Raw genomic sequence first — 17,160 nt, forward strand, 5'->3', positions numbered from 1 at the left:
CAGCTTTTACATTATGATAGCATTTATATCCCGTTTTACTTCCAGGCGCTTTAAACAGATTCTGTTAGCGGGGCTGGTATTGGTCGGTTGGCATAGCGCTGTTTTATGCCAGGAACCTGCCAAAGAAGAAGATTTTTTCAAAATTAACAAAGTGCGCTCACCCGAAGGAACATTGCTGGAAGTGGGCGGACTATGCACATTGCCGAATGGAGATTTGGCAGTGACCACCCGCCGGGGAGATATTTTTATTGTCGAGAATCCAACCAGTGCAAAACCTTTCTTTCGAAAGTTTGCCTCCGGTTTGCATGAGGTGTTGGGTGTGGCTTACAAAAACGGTTCGCTGTATGTGGTACAACGGGGCGAATTGACGAGACTATTTGATTCCAACATGGATGGCAAAGCCGATGTATTTGAAACGGTTTACGCCTGGCCGATCTCCGGCAATTATCATGAATATAGTTTTGGCCCTAAACTGGCGCCCGATGGTTCTTTTTTCGTTACGCTGAACCTTGGCTTTCCTGCTGCCTGGTGGCATCCCGAAAGCATGGTTCCATGGCGGGGCTGGACCTTACACATTTTTGATGACGGCCGCATGGAACCCTGGGCCGCAGGCATGCGTTCTCCCTGTGGTATCAGCATGATAGATGGTGAATTATTTTATACTGATAACCAGGGCGACTGGGTTGCTTCGGGCAGTATTATGCCGGTTAAAAAAGGCGCTTTTATGGGGCATCCGGCAAGCCTGGTTTGGACGGGTATGAAAAATTCTCCATTGAGTTTAACCCAGCAACAAATATTCAGCAAGGTAAATCCGCGGATAGAATTTGGACCAGATGGTGAACAGGTAAAACCAGAAAATAAAGAGAGCGAAAAATTTTTAACAGCATTTGAAATGAAAAAGAATATCCCGGAAATGCAGTTGCCGGCCGTTTGGCTACCACATGGCATCCTGGGAATTTCCACCTCCGAAATTGTTAAAGTGCCCAAAGGTGTTTTTGGCCCTTTTGAAGGACAATTACTGGTTGGAGACCAGGGCCAAAGTAAATTAAGCCGTGTATTTATGGAAACTGTAAATGGCGTGCTGCAGGGTTGCGCATGGGATTTTAGAAGTGGTTTTCAGTCAGGCGTGGTACGGCTGGCCTGGGCTAATGACGGCTCTCTGTTTATTGGTGAAACCAACAGAGGCTGGGGATCCGCCGGCGATGCCAATGAAGGATTGCAGCGACTGACATGGAACAACAGGGTGCCTTTTGAAATGAGAACAGTAAAAGCGATGCCGGACGGATTTGAAATAGAATTTACCAAACCGGTAGATAAAAAATATGCTGCGGATCTTGCATCCTACGCCATTGAAAGTTTCATCTACAAATACCACGGTGTGTACGGCAGCCCACCGGTGAACAAACAGAAATGTGTGGTTAAAGGTGTAAAGGTGGCAGCCGATGGAATGAGTGTTCGGTTGATTGTGAGTAACCTCCGGCAATACTATATTCACACTATTACCCTGGATGGCATCAGGGAAAAAGAGAATGCTTATTCATTGGTGCATCCAACAGGTTATTATACCCTCAACAATATTCCGGAAGGTGCAAAGCTTTCCATGAAAGAAGTAAGCACCGTCAATACTGCCAAACCCATCATGGCTGCCGGTAAAGCACCAGCGGGCACGGCCACCTACGCACAAATAAAACCGTTGCTGGTGAAGTATACCTGTGTGGCTTGTCACAATCCTGATAAAAAGCAGGTTGGCCCCGGTTTTATTGATGTTGCAAAAAGAAACTATCCGGTAGATAAAATATTGCAGCTGATAAAAAATCCCCAGCCGCAAAACTGGCCGGGATACGCCACACCAATGGCGCCTATGCCACAGGTACCAGCAACTGATGCCCGAAGAATTGCAGCCTGGATCAATTCGCTTGACGATAAAAAATAAATGTCATATACTTACTTAAAAGCGCCCATACGATTGCTTTGCAGAAGACATTATTGATCGGCTGATAATCGCTAAAAAACAAAATGGACAAACCGGATTATATTTCCATTTGTCCATTTTGTTTTTTTTATTGTGTTGTATATACCCAGGCTTGTGCAGCAACCTGATATCACTCCGTAATTACCTCCAATTCGGCATACCCTACCCTATTGTCACCTTGCGTATTTTGAAGCGCCTGTAGTTTTATGAAGCGTGCCTTTTGGGGAGCAAATGATTTTGATTGCAACAAAGGATTGTTTTTAATATTGGCAAATTCGCCTTCATTCACTTTTGTCCATTTAACGCCATCCTGAGAAATAAAAAAAGCATATTTGGTGATAATACCCGAAGCCCACCAGTTTTGATCTGGCAGGTATTTAAAGCCACTCACGTTTTCCATCTTACCTAAATCGATTACCAGGTCAACCGGTAGTTGCATGCTATTGTTTTGGTACCATTGTGTGCCCGGGTTGCCATCCAATATGTTATTGACAGTCGTATCAATAATGCCAATTATTTTCCAGTTCTTCCTGGCTATCTCAAAACTTTCTTCTGTTACCGAACTGGACTTCCCCGTTTTTGCATCCCAGGCAATCGCCTTTATCATCACTTTGCCATCACCCGTTTTAACCGGACCGGTGTATTTTGCAGCTGTTGCCGGCGTAGGATTACTGCCACTTGTTGTGTAATAAATTTGAGATTCAGCATCTGCAGGTTTGATAGTGATATCTCCTGACCGCTCACGAACTACAACCGGCGGCGCCAATATTTGTGGTGCATTATAGATACCCATGCTGGAAATAAGCGGGCTGCTTTTGGCATCAGTAACAGTAAAGCGAAGTTTGGTGGCGGTCACTGTTGGAAAGCGAAGGATGCGCTTGTATCCAATGGTGGTTTGTTTTGCCAGTTCTTCCCATGCACCATTTACAAATCCTTCAACCGTAAATGATTTTACACGCTGGCCCAATGGTATATATTCCTGCACCATGAAACGGTTGAAAGTAACGGGCTTTGTAAACTGCATCGTCAACGAACCTGTCTTCACATCATCGTCTGTTGCCCAATAACTCTTGTTGCTTTGGTCAATGGCTTTATCCCCTGCAAATTTTTTGTCTTTTCCGCGAAAATTGGAGGCTGCAGTTTTGCAACCGGTCAGCAGGTTTACAGCAAATGCTTTTTTAACTGCCTGTGCAAATGCTGTTACTACTTTTTCGTCTTTGGGATGGATTAATCCATTGGGCATTATAGGAAAGTTCAACAACAAAGTAGCGTTGCGACCAATGGAGTTATAATAGATCTCCATCAGCTGCGGCAATGTTTTTACTTTACCATCCTCTTTTTTATGGTAAAACCATTCGGGCCTGATGGAAGTGTTTACTTCACCGGGAACCCATTTGTTGCCATTTTCTACACCATGGCGAAGCATATCTTCAGGCACATCACCGGTTGAGTCCAGCAGGCTCCAGTTTGTTTCGCCCACATAGCCGGCTTCTGTACCCACCCAGCGCAAGTCTGCCCTTCTTCCACCATCGTTCCAGATCACTATTTTGGGTTGCAGTTGCCGTACCAGTTTATAAGTATTCTCCCAATCATAATAGGTGGTGCGGTCAATTTTACGTGTTTCGTTGGCACCGCCATAATAGCCATTGCCACCATTGGCTCCATCAAACCATACTTCAAAAATATCCCCGTAGTTGGTCAGCAATTCCCGCAGCTGGTTTCGGAAATACGTAATGTATTCCGGCTTACCATAGTCTGCCCGGTTTCTATCCCAGGGTGATAAATAAATACCCAGTTTCAATCCATATTCTTTACATGCTTCAGACATCTCCCTGACAATATCGCCCTTGCCATTTTTCCAGGGACAATTTTTTACAGAGTATTCCGTATATTTTGAAGGCCATAAACAAAAGCCGCTATGGTGCTTGGCGGTAATGATAATGCCCTTCATTCCAGCCTCCTTCGCAATACGGGCCCACTGGCGGCAATCCAGCGAAACCGGGTTAAAGGTTTTTGGATCTTCATCGCCATTTCCCCAGGCCATATCGGTATAAGTATTCACGGAAAAGTGAACAAAAGCATAGTACTCCATTTGCTGCCATTCCAGCTGGTTTGCTGTAGGCAATGGTCCGAAAGGCGCTGGCGTGTTTGACTGGCCAACGGCATAAAAATGTACAGTAGCAAAAAGGAGAACGGCTGAAAAAATATTTTTATAATTCATCTGATTGGTGGCAGGTAAGCTGTTACTTTTTAATCGGTTTAAGTTGTGATTTTAAATGGAAATTTACATCCTTTCGCTTTAAACTTTACCATTTTTTAATTTCATTCAAATAAAATTATCTAAATTTCAATCGGCCACAACGTTCGGTATTGACGGATGTTCCTTATTTGATGCCCGCCGGCTAGTTAGCCAGCCTGTTGAAGAACAAAAGGCAAATGAAACAAAGCTGCCGGTTCTTGTTACGGCCAGCTTTACTGCTAAAACATTTAAGGGGTGGTGTATTATTTTCTTGATTATTTAAAGTGAATCGATATTCTCAACTCTTTGTATGGCCAGTGTAATTGAAAGAACTGTCTTGTTTCACTTCAATAATGGCTCATTTACTATTTCTTTTCCGGAATTTTCCCCACGCTGGCCAGCACGCATTTCCACTTACCCCGTTCTTTGATAAAAATATCCTGCGAAAAATAATTGGCACTAAATGGAATTCCATTTGCAACTCCTTTTTCTTTCGACTTACATAAAACGATCACCGTATTTTTGTATATCCTGTATTCAAAATCGTAAGGAGTACAATATTCGTAAAGGGAGCTATCCTTCCTGAAATTTTCAAGGGTTTGCTGCCGGTTATTTCGTCCGCCGGTTCTTCCTAAATTAATAAAATCATCCGCTAATACGCCGCTTATTAAATTAATATCATGGGAAACATAGGCATTATGCCAATCCAATTCAAGACGCTCTATCGTCCTGATATCTTTATTTACTTTTTGTGCCTGCACATTTGTACCTGCAAACAAAACAATAAGTAAAATTAACATGCAGATCAGGGATTTAAAATTTTGTTTTTCCATAATTCATTAAATGTTGGATGTTTGTCAGCACTGCCAGCCGATACGATAATGGTTGTATCATCCGCAAGTAAAACAAAAATTATGGTTTATACCAACGCTTCAATCTAATCAACCCCATTTGCCGCTGGCATATCCTGCCTCCTATTAATAATTGTATTGTAACAAGGTGATTGTAAGACGGGGGTGCACTTTTTACCAAAGGTTGTTTGACTGCACCCAAACCAATTTCAATTGTAACATTTCCGGGCAATGCTTTTAAAGAAGTGTTGCAGCAAAGCCGGAGTGTAGCAACAATTCCGATGTATACTTTGCCTGAATTAAAAATAACTTGTAGATTTAGGAGACTTAAATGCCATACTGTATGCGCAACTATCCCAGTATATTCAACGATGTGATTGGCCCGGTAATGCGGGGGCCATCCAGTTCACACTGTGCTGCTTCTTTACGAATTGGCAAATTATGCCGCGATTTGATGGACGGTCAGATGAGTCATATTTTAATTGAGTTTGACCCACATGGCTCCCTGGCTACCACGCACACCAGCCAAGGTTCAGATATGGGATTGTTTGGTGGCTTTTTGGGATGGGAAGCCTATGATGAAAGACTACCGGCTTCAGCTGACCACATCGACCGGGCAGGCATTAAAATCGAAATTGAAATCAGCCCGTTAACTGCCAGCAATCACCCCAATACCTACCAGCTCACATTGAGTTCAAAAGAGGAATGCAGGCGAATGGTAGCTATCTCCACCGGCGGCGGAATGATTGAAGTGATCTCGATAGATGGCGCTGCTGTATCTATGGCAGGTGATTATTTTGAAACACTGATATACTGTGATCACCCTGAAAATGTTACGGCCTTTTTGCAGGAAGCAGCGGATGTTGATGCACTGGAATGGCATCCCGGTGAACATTCCTTTATTGAAATAAAAGCACAGCAATTTTTACCCGGCAATTTATGCAACGAGCTGCTTGCATTTACTGAAGTACACCGCATTAAAAAGCTGGCACCGGTGTTACCCATCATGGCAAGAAAAAATATTTCCGTACCCTTTATTACCTGCCGGGAAATGTTGCAATACAACCAGGATAAAAATTTTTCTCTTTGGGAACTGGCGGTGGAGTATGAAAGTGAAAGAGGCGGCATTACCAAAGAAGCTGTGTTTGAAAAAATGCGTGCTATTTTTCGCATCATGGAAAATGCCATTCAACTGGGTTTGAAAGGAACGCACTACGATGACAGAATATTAGGAAGCCAGTCTCTGCAATTTAAAGAACAGTTACAAAAAAAACGGTTGCCCGGCGGTGATGCCAGTAATACCATCATCATGTATGTGTCGGCAATGATGGAAGTTAAAAGTTCAATGGGGGTAATTGTGGCAGCGCCAACGGCCGGCTCATGCGGTGCTTTGCCCGGGGCAATTATAGGCATGGGAGAATCGCTTGGCTTATCCGAAGATGAAAAAGTAAAAGGCCTGTTAGCAGCTGGTTTAATAGGTGTATTTATTGCCGCACATGCCACCTTTGCCGCGGAAGTGGGCGGCTGTATGGCGGAGACAGGCAGTGGCGGAGGCATGGCCGCTGCGGGAATTGTGGTAATGGCAAATGGTTCATTAAACCAGTCGCTGGCTGCAGCATCGCTGGCTTTGCAAAATTCATTGGGGCTAATATGCGACCCCATCGGTAACCGGGTAGAAGCACCCTGCCTGGGGCGAAATGTAATGGCAGCAACCAACGCAGTGGCCTGCGCTAACATGGCTTTGTCTGATTACAATCATTTAATTCCATTGGATGAAGTAATTGACACCATGCAAAAAGTAGGAAATGAAATTCATCATACACTCCGTTGCACCAATTTAGGCGGCTTGTCAGTTACAGCTGCAGCAAAAGAAATAGAAGCACAACTGGAGATGCAATCCGCCCCATTTTTTAAAGTATGTTAAACCAATCGCAGTTTTAAAGTGTAACAATTTTAAAGATATGATTACAATAATCTGGGTGACACTTTTACTATTGGGGATTGGATATATAATACTGTTGGCCCGTGATGTACTTAAACATAAAGCTGTTTTAGAAAATATAAACATTTACATAACCGCCATCATTGGCTTTGTAGTAAACTTCTTTGATGTACTGGGCATTGGCGCTTTTGCCCCACAAACTGCTCTTTTAAAATTCACCAAACAAACTGACGACGCCATACTACCAGGCACGTTGAACGTAACCAACACTATCCCGGTCGTCATCCAGGCGCTTATATTTATTCAAATCATTGAAGTAGATGTATTAACACTGGTATTGATGCTGGTGGCCGCAACAATGGGTGCCTTAATGGGCGCAGGTTTCATTGCAGCGTTGCCGGTAAAATCAATCCGCCTCATTATGGGTTTTGCATTACTGGTTACTGTTGGTTTTATGCTGGCGACAAAAATGAATTGGATACAGGGCGGCGGCGATGCCATTGCCCTGACCGGGTATAAATTAATGATAGCAGTGGCAGTGAACTTTTTGCTGGGTGCTTTAATGACCGCAGGCATCGGGTTGTATGCTCCATGTATGGCGCTGGTATTTGCGTTAGGTATGTCGCCACAGGTGGCGTTTCCGGTAATGATGGGCTCATGTGCCTTTTTGATGCCGCCTGCATCTGCAAAATTTATCAGTAAAGGGGCTTACAACAGAAAAGCTACCGTTGCGATGGCAATCCCCGGATCGGTCGCGGTATTAATTGCTGCTTACTTTGTAAAATCACTGCCACTCGATCATTTAAAAACGGTGGTGATGATCGTTATTTTAATTACCAGCGCCATCATGTTTAAAGATGCATTTAAAAAACCAACTACAAATGAACTTACCTCACATCCAGACAAAATCTAAAACCGGTTCTTTAAAAAAACGAAGCAAAATAATTTTGTTATGCAAGGGTTTCATCATCTTATTCTGCCATATGCCCGCTTTATTATTTGCACAGGAGCAACCAATGTCAGCCAGGATAGACCAACAAAACTTTTCGCCCGCAACCCTGATGTGGTATAAAAAACCCGCCGCAAAATGGGAAGATGCTCTGCCTGTGGGGAATGGAAGGTTGGGTGCAATGGTATACGGTAAAACCGATGAAGAAATTATACAACTCAATGAAGATACTTACTGGTCAGGCGGCCCTTATTCAACCGTAGTAAAAGATGGATATAAAACATTGCCCGTCATTCAACAACTGGTTTTTGACGGCGAGTTCTTAAAGGCGCATAATTTGTTTGGCAGAAAATTAATGGGCTATCCTGTGGAACAACAGAAATACCAGTCGCTGGCTAATTTGCATTTCTTATTTCCAAAACAGGATTCGGTTAGTAACTATAAGCGCTGGCTCAACCTTGAAACCGCCACTACCGGCGTATCTTATTCAATGGGTGGTGTACAGTACCAGCGGGAAATTTTTGCTTCTGCACCAGACCAGGTAATCGTTATCAGGTTTACTGCGGATAAACCCGGCAGTATCAGTTTTTCAGCCAGCCTGCACGGAGAAAGAAATCAGACACACTCCAACTATGCTACCGATTACTTTCAGATGGATAGTTATGGAAAGGATGGTTTGAAATTAACTGGTAAGAGCGCCGATTATATGGGTGTAAAAGGTCAGTTAAAATACGAAGCCATTGTAAAAGCCATACCCGAAGGCGGCAGGATAACAATGGATGATGCCACTTTGACCATTGAAAACGCAAATGCCGTAACGTTGTATTTTGCAGCAGCTACCAACTTTGTAAACTACCAGGATGTATCTGCCAATGCGCACGAGCGTGTGCAAAATTACCTTGGCAATGTGCAGCAAAAAAAGTTCACGGATATAAGAGCTGCGCATATAACCGATCATCAACTTTTATTTAAAAGAGCAGTGCTTACTTTTCCCGGCACTACCAATGCTTTCCTGCCAACAGATGAAAGACTGCACCAAATACAAACAACCAGCGATCCACAGTTGGCGGCTTTATGTTACCAGTTTGGCAGGTATATCCTGATCGCTTCGTCAAGAGAGGGTACGCAGGCAGCCAACCTGCAGGGCATTTGGAATAACAATATGAACCCTCCATGGGATGCAAAATATACAACCAATATAAATACCCAGATGAACTACTGGGCGGTGGAGTCTGCAAACCTCTCTGAATGTGCATCGCCATTGTATCAATTGGTAAAAGACGTTACCGAGCAGGGTGCGCAGGTTGCCAAAGAACATTATGGAGCCAGCGGTTGGGTATTACACCAAAACACTGATCTGTGGCGGGTGGCAGCTCCCATGGACGGCCCTACCTGGGGTACCTTTACAGTGGGTGGTGCCTGGCTGGTCAATGAATTGTGGGAACATTACAAATTCACAAGAGACATTGATTATGTAAAAGATCTTTACCCCATCTTAAAAGGTTCAGTAGATTTTTTTATGCATTTCCTCGTGAAGCATCCCAACGGAAAATGGTTGGTTACCAATCCTTCTACATCGCCGGAAAATTTTCCGGGCAGTCCTAAAAACGGCCCCTATTTCGATGAAGTTACCGGGAGCACATTGCCCGGCACAACCATCTGTGCAGGGTCATCTATTGACATGCAGATTTTATCCGACCTCTTCACCAATTATGAGCAGGCAAGTAAGTTATTGGGTAAGGATACCGCATATGCAGTGGAAGTGGCAGCGGCAAGAAAACAATTGGTGCCGCCGCAAACAGGCAAGGATGGTTCCCTGCAGGAATGGAGTGAAGACTGGCCGCAGCTTGAAAAAAATCACCGGCATTTTTCTCACCTGTATGGTTTGTACCCGGGCAATGTATTGTCAGTTAAAAAAACGCCGCAATGGGTAGATGCATGCAAAGCGGTGTTAAACCAACGCGGCGATGAAGGAGCAGGCTGGTCAAGAGCATGGAAGATGTCGCTGTGGGCAAGATTGTACGATGGTGAAAGAGCCTATAAAATTTTTAAAGGCTATTTAAAAGACCAATGTTTTTTGCAATTGTTCGCAAAATGCTTCACGCCTATGCAGGTAGATGGTTCGTTGGGTGTAACGGCCGGCATTACCGAAATGTTGGTACAATCGCATGAAGACGCCATTGATTTTTTACCCGCATTACCAAAGGAATGGAGTACCGGTAGTTTTGAAGGCGTTTGTGTAAGAGGTGGCTTTGAGCTAAATTTTAGCTGGCAAAATAATCGGTTAATCCATGCGGGCATCCTGTCGAAGGCCGGGGCAATCTGTACACTTCATTTACCAGGCAAAGTAAAAGTAACCCACAACGGAAAGCCGGTTAAATTAACAATGTTGCCAGGTAATATTGCTGGTTTTCAAACACAAAAAAATGCGGTTTATCAGGTATTAATTTTATAGTTGAAAATTGCAAGCTGAGAGATTTAAAATATAAGCAATCAGCGACATCCGGAAGAGTACGGCCGCTGTTTTAAATAGTTAATTGGCAGATGAAAACCATGCAAAAAACTTACCTAAATGGCTGGCTTCTGATGAAGCATGCTGCTGCATCAGAAGCCAGCGACACATTGATTAACCATGTACCAAAGAACAGATGGTATTCATCGTTACACCTTTCTTTGTTTACTTATATCAATCGCCAACAAAAGCTGCCGCAGAAGTGGCAGCTTTTTTATACCAGACATTAAGAATCAAATTATCCGTCCAACAAGTTCGTTCCCTGTTTTTATTTTACACTTCAATAGTACCTGTTTTAACTCGGCCGGCCCGATTGTAACAGGCAATAATAACCCCGGTTGTTGTAATCACACTTTCTGTTAATTTGAATGCTGCCGGAATTGGTCCATTGCCAAATAACTTTTTTCCGTTACCAAGCGTTAATGGATAAATTTTTAGCCGGAGTTGATCCACTAAATCATGCTTAAATAGCAGCTGGACAAGCTCACTACTGCCCCATACCTGGATGTCCGCACCAGCCGACTTTTTAAGTTGTTCAATATCTGTCAAGTTGTTGAGGAAAACTGAGTTTTTCCAATCTGATGCTTTCCTGGTTGCGGACATCACGTATTTGGTGCCTTCATTAATACCCGGCCAAAATTCTGCATGTTCTGGCCAGTAATTTTCCCAAAGCTCGAATGTTTTTCTGCCCAGCAAATAATCTGCGGGCTGAAGCTCTTTTTGCAGCGCCTTACCAAAAGCTTCGTCCGTGTAAGGTGCGGTCCAGCCGCCATATTTAAAGTCGCCTGATGTATCTTCCCCTGGTCCGCCGGGGGCCTGCAGTACGCCATCTAGTGTTATCATTGATAAGACTGTTATTGTTCTCATGTTGCTTGTCCTCCTTTAATTTTTTAAAATGCTTAAAATGGCTTGGTAGCCTTCCTCCATTTTCGAGGCATACAAATTTCGCCAATAAAAACCAGCTAACATTGTGTAAATGCGACATTCCTGGTGGCGGTTTACGTCAAGTCAGGAAAGGAAGCGCAGCGCCGGCAAATAGGGTCGTGCCGTTCGCATGATCATAAACCTTGCCCCCCCGTAAAAACAGATAATCATTGAACAGGCCTACCCTCACAACTTTCCCCATTGAAACATTGTTGACGTTATGAAGCAAGGTCAGAATAATATACCGGCTTCAAATTCATCCAGCAGATTGTAAGGGGCATAACCAGGCCTGCATTTTTATTGCTGCTGGTACACCCGCACATAATCCACTTCAAACTTTCGTGGAAAACTTGTGCGGCATGGATCACCACCATTCATACCACCTACGGCCAGGTTGAGCAACATGTAATGCGGTTGTTTAAAAGGATTGAAACCATTGCCATCTTTATTCCCGAGCGAATCAAGTGCTACCTTGTTCAGCAGCTGCCCATCCACGTACAAGGCGATAAATGCAGGTGTCCAGTCCATCTTCCACACATGAAACCTGGATGACCAGGCGGTACCACCCATTGAGTCAACGGGAACCCGATGGCTAAACCATTCGGGGTTGCCATCCTTACCCAGGCAGGCAATATTTGCCAGCAGCTTTCCTTTGTAATATTCCATGATATCTATCTCGCCGTTGGCAGGCCAGGACTTTTCAACACCCAGTGTCCACCAGGCAGGCCACATGCCTTGGCTGACGTCAATGCGTGCCCTTAGTTCGAAGCGGCCGTACGTCCAGCTTTTCTTACCTGCTGTTACCAGGCACGATGAAGTGTAATTGATCAGGGCTCTTTTTTTTGCCCAGTTATTGCTACCTGGTACATAACCAGGATTGGGCTTTTGCTCACGCTTTGCTTCAATTACCAGCATGCCGTTTTTATACCATGCATTTTCGGGTTGGTACCACTGCGCTTCTTCGTTCCGCACAAAGCCATGCTCGTATCCCCATTTAGTGGAATCTGGTCGTCCCTCCTTTTCAAACTCATCTGACCATACAAGTTTATAGTTTGATTGCTGCTGCGCCGCTGAAGTTAAATAAATTCCAGCAAGTAATACCATGAGCACTAATCTGTACATAAAAATAAATGAGTGGTTTAAAATAAAACAGATGATACTTACACTTACACAAATGTAGCCATCCATTGCCAGGAAACAGGGTTGAAAGGCAGCTGATTGTAACACTTACCGGTAGCTGTATTATAAGCGACTGTGCAGGCTGTAACAGCCCTGTGCAATAAGAAAACCTACCTTTATGCTGTTCCATTTTTCAGCATCCGTACTAAAGTGTCCATTCATCCTGCAATCGCAGGTAACGTTAAAATGAGTAGCTTGCATTTCGTTTACCAACAGTGCTACAACCGTAGCATCAAACAATCACCCCAAAAAAATAGTCTCAAGTAGTATGAAGCATCAGCAACGCTGCCCCGGTTTAACCATCCTTTTCCTGTTAATTTTTTCTTTCGTACGGGCGCAGAACAACAACATACAGGTACCGGAGGAAGTGATGCAAAAAGTGTACAATGAAGTAAAGACGCCCTATAAGTATGGACTGGTAATGGTTCCGCCGGATGATGGTAAAAAACTGGATTGCCCTACCATTTTTAAAAAAGGAAAAAGCTGGTATATGACCTACATTGTTTATGATGGCAGGGGCTATGAAACATGGCTGGCAAAAAGCAGTAACCTGTTACGATGGAAAACCCTTGGAAAAATCCTGTCGTTTGCTGATACTCCTGGCTGGGATGCCAACCAAAAAGCAGGTTATAATGCCCTGCAGGATATGCATTGGGGTGGTAACTACCAGCTGCAGCAATATGATAACAAATACTGGATGTCTTACCTCGGAGGTAATACAACAGGTTACGAAGCAGGCCGGCTGTCCATTGGTATGGCCTGGACTGACAAAGATCCTGCCGTTGCGCATGAATGGCAACGCACAGGTTCGCCAGTGTTAAAATCAACTGACGCCGATGCCAGATGGTATGATAATGGTACGTTATTTAAATCCTCGGTTATATGGGATGCATCGAAAAAAACGGGTCACCCTTTTGTGATGTATTACAACGCACGCGGCGATAGCGCGAACCCCGGCAAAGCTGCTGAGAGAATCAGCATGGCGGTATCCGATAATATGGTTGACTGGAAACGGTACGGTACCTCGCCGGTTATAGATCATCATGCAGGAATTTCCGGCGATGCCATCATTCAAAAAATAGATGATTGTTATGTGATGTTTTATTTCGGCGCATTCTGGAAAGAGCGCAAAAAATATGCTGCCTTCAATCGCTTTGCCTGTTCGTACGACCTGGTTAACTGGACCGACTGGACGGGCGAAGACCTGGTAAAACCAAGCGAGCCCTATGACGAAACCTATGCCCACAAATCTTTTGTAATAAAATATAAGGGCATAGTATACCATTTCTATTGTGCTGTTAACAGCAAAGAGCAACGGGGTATCGCCGTAGCAACCTCTGCAGATAAAGGAAAGAGCAATATCACATTTTCAAAATAGTTTTATATAATGGCTTTGTATGGCTGGTCGTTACTTATTCCGGGAATGTTGGCTGAAGTTGATTGAATGGAATCAGTGAATTTTAAATGCACTGATTCCATTTACTGCGCATAACCGAAACGCTGCGCCAGCAAATATGTGCGTCGCTTGAATTAAAGACCACCGTTTGTTGCGCACTGCTTATTGGCTTGTTTTTACGTTTGGCGCAGGGACAAGCCAAATTAGTTCAATTATTCTTTCGCCGTAAAAAATCAAAGCGCTTGAATCAATTATGACGTTGCCATCAGTAAATTTTTGATTCAACTTTTAAAAATACTTTTTTTTATTTTTCTTGCACCCTCTTATCTGCTAACCCAGCTACAGTAGCTTGACCCCCGGTTTACCCTACTGGTGCCGCACTTTCCCACTTTGCAGAAGATTAAATGAAACGGGTGCACAGAAAGAACAATGAATATTTCTTGTTACATTTATTGCCGGTTACGGGGTATGGTTTTTCAATTATCTGTATAACGGCAATCCCCACCGTCAGCATAAATGCAAAGAGCAAACGTTCCGTAATATGGCTCACAAAAGGTTTTAGCAAAATGTGGTTTTATAAAAACTGGTGTAGAAAAAGGATTTGTCAGCGTTCGCCAAACAGAAATTAAAGAATATATTTATCAAATTACAGATTGATAGTTGTCAGAAGATACTTTTCAGGCAGACGATAAAAAGCTATATTCCATATTAAAATAAAAATTACAAAAAAATGATTACTTACATTGAACTTTGGAAATCAAAACCAACATGGAAAAATATGTCCGGTGAAGAAAGAGGAAAATACCTTACAGCGCTGGGCCCCGCGATTCAACAATTAATGGATTCCGGCGTGCAAATTATAAGTTGGGGTAAAAATGAGTCCGCTACATTTAGCAGAGTGGACTATGATTACTTTGCTGTCTGGACTTTCCCGAATATCGAAACTGCGCAACAATTTGAACAAATGGTTGAAGGTGCCGGATGGTACAACTACTTTGAACAGGTGAATGCTATGGGGAATGCAACCAATCCGCAGGAAATTATGGGCGATATGATTAATGCTTAGCGAACGACTTCAGTAGATTAGTCTTTGCGCTTTTGCATTGCGCTTACCGGCGTATTTTACGTCGCTCATTTAACTCCATTACATATGTTGAGTTGTATCGTGCTTATAATATACCACAGCTTATAATAAAAAAATAGTTTTAATAAACCCGGTTTTAATAAAACCAAAACGGCTTTATTAAAACGACGGGTGCTGAATTGATATAGTGCAATGGGAAGAACGTAATTTTTGTTTAATTATGCAACGGTCAGGCTATGCGTTACCAGTACAATTACCTTGCCGGAGGCAATATATTTTAGTATATGTATTTTATAGCAAAGACACTACCTTTTCCTCTGTGAGAGGCTTTTCAATGTAGCCTACCACATTCTTATTTTCTACCGCTCTTAGTTTATCATTGTTGTCGATAGAAGAGGAAAGTATATAAATCTTAAACCTGTTTTTAATTTTTTCGTCCAGTTCTTCAAAATGGTCAACAAAGTCCCACCCTGTCCAGGTGGGCATATTGATATCCAGCAATACAATTTTTTTATTATTATTACTTTCAGTGTCTTTACTGATGTATTCGAAAGCTTTAACAGGTTCAGTGAAATCAATAATACCGGCATCGGCGACTGCATCTTTAATGGCCAAATCACATAGCAGGTTATTCACCGGATCGTTATCAATTATAATAAATTGCAAGGGTGTCATTGTGCCGGGATTTATCAGGAATTAAATTCAATTCTAAATTGTGTGCCTGCATTTACCTCGCTACTGATGCTGATTTTTCCACCCATAGATTCTACCTGTGTTTTTACCATATAAAGTCCCATTCCCTTTCCATCGGCCTTGTCAGTATGAAAGCGTTTGTACAATCCAAATACATGCTCCCCCACTTTTGAAAGGTCAATCCCAATTCCGTTATCTTCAAACAGCAAAACAATTTTGTCATTTTCTCTACTGCTGGTAATTTTTATCATGGGTGGCACTTCCGGCTGCCTGTATTTTAAACTATTGGAAATAAGGTTAAAGAAAATACTGTGCAGGTAGCTTTTGATGGTAACAATTTCTTCGGCTGCTGTAAAATTCCACAAAATAACAGCCTTCTCATGCTCAATCATTTTTTCAATACTCAGCTGAATATCTGCGGCAAACTTTGCAAAGTTGATTAACTGTTTACTTTCATCCACCTTCTGCCTTATTTTTAAAATATCATTCAGGTCCCTGATCACTTCATCCAGTTTGGTAACTGATGTAGAAAGGCCGGCGCCTATCTGGCTTCTCAAATCATCCGGAAGGCCTGTTTGCTGAAGCCGGTAAGAAAGGCCAATGATATTAGCTACCGGGGCCCGCAGGTTGTGAGAAATAATATAGGTAAATTGTTCCAGGTCTTTATTGCGCTGAATTAAGTCGGTGGTCATCTTTTCCTTTTGGTCGTTTTGGAACACCAGTTCCGCATTTGCGATAACTAATTCGGCAGCACGTTTTTCTTTCTCCTGGTTTTGAAATATGAGCTCTTTATTCGCTATCACTAATTCTGCATCTCTTTTTTCCCGCTCTGCATTTTGAAAAACAAGTTCCTTGTTGGCGATGATCAGCTCGGCAGCACGTTTCTCTTTTTCTTCATTTTGAAAGAGCAGTTCTTTATTGGCGATCACTAATTCTTCTGCACGTTTCTCTTTCTCTTCATTTTGAAAGAGCAGTTCTTTGTTAGCAATCACCAGTTCTTCTGCACGTTTTCCTTTTTCCGCATTTTGAAAAACCAGTTCCTTATTTGCAATGGCTAATTCTGCCGCCCGTTGCTTTTTTTCTTCCTTCTGAAATGCAAGTTCCTTGTTAACATTAATTAACTCGTCGGATTTACTTATGCGATCCATAATGCAGGTTTGTTTTAAAGGTAATCTTTAAAAACTGCTACAACAATTATTATTAAAGAAAAGGCAGGCAATCCATTGTATCTAATAAAGCCCCAACTGTACAAGGATTTTCCGTCGCGGCAACCTGTTCTACCGGGCTTTGCAGACTTGTAACAAATATTCCGTACAAAAAAGGGATTTGTTAATGGTCGGCTTACTTTTGACACTGGCTCTATCAGCTGGCTGAAAAGGGTTTAAACTTACACAACACATTGTCAGACACCCATGAACA

At 42.9% G+C, this 17,160-nt stretch carries 12 protein-coding genes; 6 read left to right on the forward strand and 6 right to left on the reverse strand.

The window, feature by feature from the left end:
- The first annotated feature begins 13 nt into the window (after positions 1-13).
- Positions 14-1,933, forward strand: a complete 1,920-nt coding sequence (locus QWZ08_RS10170; protein WP_290337296.1) for a hypothetical protein — start codon at positions 14-16, stop codon at positions 1,931-1,933.
- 169 nt (positions 1,934-2,102) lie between these two features.
- Here QWZ08_RS10170 and QWZ08_RS10175 read toward each other — a convergent pair whose 3' ends face one another.
- Positions 2,103-4,193, reverse strand: a complete 2,091-nt coding sequence (locus tag QWZ08_RS10175; protein WP_290337297.1) for an alpha-L-fucosidase — start codon at positions 4,191-4,193, stop codon at positions 2,103-2,105.
- A 383-nt stretch (positions 4,194-4,576) separates the two neighbouring features.
- Positions 4,577-5,011, reverse strand: a complete 435-nt coding sequence (locus tag QWZ08_RS10180; protein WP_290337298.1) for a nuclear transport factor 2 family protein — start codon at positions 5,009-5,011, stop codon at positions 4,577-4,579.
- Positions 5,012-5,405: 394 nt separating this feature from the next.
- Between QWZ08_RS10180 and QWZ08_RS10185 the strand changes: the two genes are divergently transcribed.
- Genes QWZ08_RS10185 through QWZ08_RS10195 form a run of 3 tightly spaced genes read left to right on the forward strand, consistent with a single transcriptional unit; the run spans position 5,406 to position 10,408 of the window.
- The gene (locus QWZ08_RS10185; RefSeq protein WP_290337299.1) at positions 5,406-6,986 is read left to right on the forward strand and encodes an L-serine ammonia-lyase, iron-sulfur-dependent, subunit alpha; all 1,581 of its coding nucleotides are present in this window, start codon (positions 5,406-5,408) and stop codon (positions 6,984-6,986) included.
- 37 nt (positions 6,987-7,023) lie between these two features.
- Positions 7,024-7,917: a sulfite exporter TauE/SafE family protein gene (locus QWZ08_RS10190; protein ID WP_290337300.1), complete on the forward strand. Its 894-nt coding sequence runs from the start codon at positions 7,024-7,026 to the stop codon at positions 7,915-7,917.
- Complete coding sequence (locus tag QWZ08_RS10195) at positions 7,886-10,408, forward strand: glycoside hydrolase family 95 protein (RefSeq protein WP_290337301.1); 2,523 nt, start codon at positions 7,886-7,888, stop codon at positions 10,406-10,408. Before QWZ08_RS10190 ends, QWZ08_RS10195 begins: the two co-directional genes overlap by 32 nt.
- A gap of 330 nt (positions 10,409-10,738) precedes the next feature.
- Here the strand turns inward: QWZ08_RS10195 and QWZ08_RS10200 are convergent, their stop codons facing one another.
- Positions 10,739-11,332, reverse strand: a complete 594-nt coding sequence (locus QWZ08_RS10200; protein ID WP_290337302.1) for a dihydrofolate reductase family protein — start codon at positions 11,330-11,332, stop codon at positions 10,739-10,741.
- Positions 11,333-11,686: 354 nt separating this feature from the next.
- Positions 11,687-12,511 (reverse strand): glycoside hydrolase family 16 protein, encoded by an 825-nt coding sequence (locus QWZ08_RS10205; protein WP_290337303.1) that lies wholly within the window; start codon positions 12,509-12,511, stop codon positions 11,687-11,689.
- 325 nt (positions 12,512-12,836) lie between these two features.
- Between QWZ08_RS10205 and QWZ08_RS10210 the strand changes: the two genes are divergently transcribed.
- Positions 12,837-13,946, forward strand: coding sequence for a glycoside hydrolase family protein (locus QWZ08_RS10210; RefSeq protein WP_290337304.1), 1,110 nt, complete (start codon positions 12,837-12,839; stop codon positions 13,944-13,946).
- A gap of 748 nt (positions 13,947-14,694) precedes the next feature.
- The gene (locus QWZ08_RS10215; protein ID WP_290337305.1) at positions 14,695-15,030 is read left to right on the forward strand and encodes a DUF6616 family protein; all 336 of its coding nucleotides are present in this window, start codon (positions 14,695-14,697) and stop codon (positions 15,028-15,030) included.
- Positions 15,031-15,339: 309 nt separating this feature from the next.
- On the opposite strand, the gene QWZ08_RS10220 is transcribed toward QWZ08_RS10215, so the two are convergent.
- A complete protein-coding gene (locus QWZ08_RS10220; RefSeq protein ID WP_290337306.1) occupies positions 15,340-15,723 on the reverse strand; it encodes a response regulator in 384 nt (127 codons plus the stop codon).
- Between the two features lie 14 nt (positions 15,724-15,737).
- Positions 15,738-16,889: a sensor histidine kinase gene (locus QWZ08_RS10225; RefSeq protein ID WP_290337307.1), complete on the reverse strand. Its 1,152-nt coding sequence runs from the start codon at positions 16,887-16,889 to the stop codon at positions 15,738-15,740.
- Positions 16,890-17,160: the final 271 nt, after the last annotated feature.

It is taken from the genome of Ferruginibacter paludis, from assembly GCF_030409685.1.
In the GTDB taxonomy this organism is placed as follows: Bacteria; Bacteroidota; Bacteroidia; order Chitinophagales; family Chitinophagaceae; genus Ferruginibacter; species Ferruginibacter paludis.

What these genes read in the sequence shown, in the direction of transcription:
- QWZ08_RS10170 (WP_290337296.1), top strand. Translation starts at nt 14, where the DNA reads ATGATAGCATTTATATCCCGTTTTACTTCCAGGCGCTTTAAACAGATT.
- QWZ08_RS10175 (WP_290337297.1), bottom strand. Translation starts at nt 4,193, where the DNA reads ATGAATTATAAAAATATTTTTTCAGCCGTTCTCCTTTTTGCTACTGTA.
- QWZ08_RS10180 (WP_290337298.1), bottom strand. Translation starts at nt 5,011, where the DNA reads ATGTTAATTTTACTTATTGTTTTGTTTGCAGGTACAAATGTGCAGGCA.
- QWZ08_RS10185 (WP_290337299.1), top strand. Translation starts at nt 5,406, where the DNA reads ATGCGCAACTATCCCAGTATATTCAACGATGTGATTGGCCCGGTAATG.
- QWZ08_RS10190 (WP_290337300.1), top strand. Translation starts at nt 7,024, where the DNA reads ATGATTACAATAATCTGGGTGACACTTTTACTATTGGGGATTGGATAT.
- QWZ08_RS10195 (WP_290337301.1), top strand. Translation starts at nt 7,886, where the DNA reads ATGAACTTACCTCACATCCAGACAAAATCTAAAACCGGTTCTTTAAAA.
- QWZ08_RS10200 (WP_290337302.1), bottom strand. Translation starts at nt 11,332, where the DNA reads ATGAGAACAATAACAGTCTTATCAATGATAACACTAGATGGCGTACTG.
- QWZ08_RS10205 (WP_290337303.1), bottom strand. Translation starts at nt 12,511, where the DNA reads ATGTACAGATTAGTGCTCATGGTATTACTTGCTGGAATTTATTTAACT.
- QWZ08_RS10210 (WP_290337304.1), top strand. Translation starts at nt 12,837, where the DNA reads ATGAAGCATCAGCAACGCTGCCCCGGTTTAACCATCCTTTTCCTGTTA.
- QWZ08_RS10215 (WP_290337305.1), top strand. Translation starts at nt 14,695, where the DNA reads ATGATTACTTACATTGAACTTTGGAAATCAAAACCAACATGGAAAAAT.
- QWZ08_RS10220 (WP_290337306.1), bottom strand. Translation starts at nt 15,723, where the DNA reads ATGACACCCTTGCAATTTATTATAATTGATAACGATCCGGTGAATAAC.
- QWZ08_RS10225 (WP_290337307.1), bottom strand. Translation starts at nt 16,889, where the DNA reads ATGGATCGCATAAGTAAATCCGACGAGTTAATTAATGTTAACAAGGAA.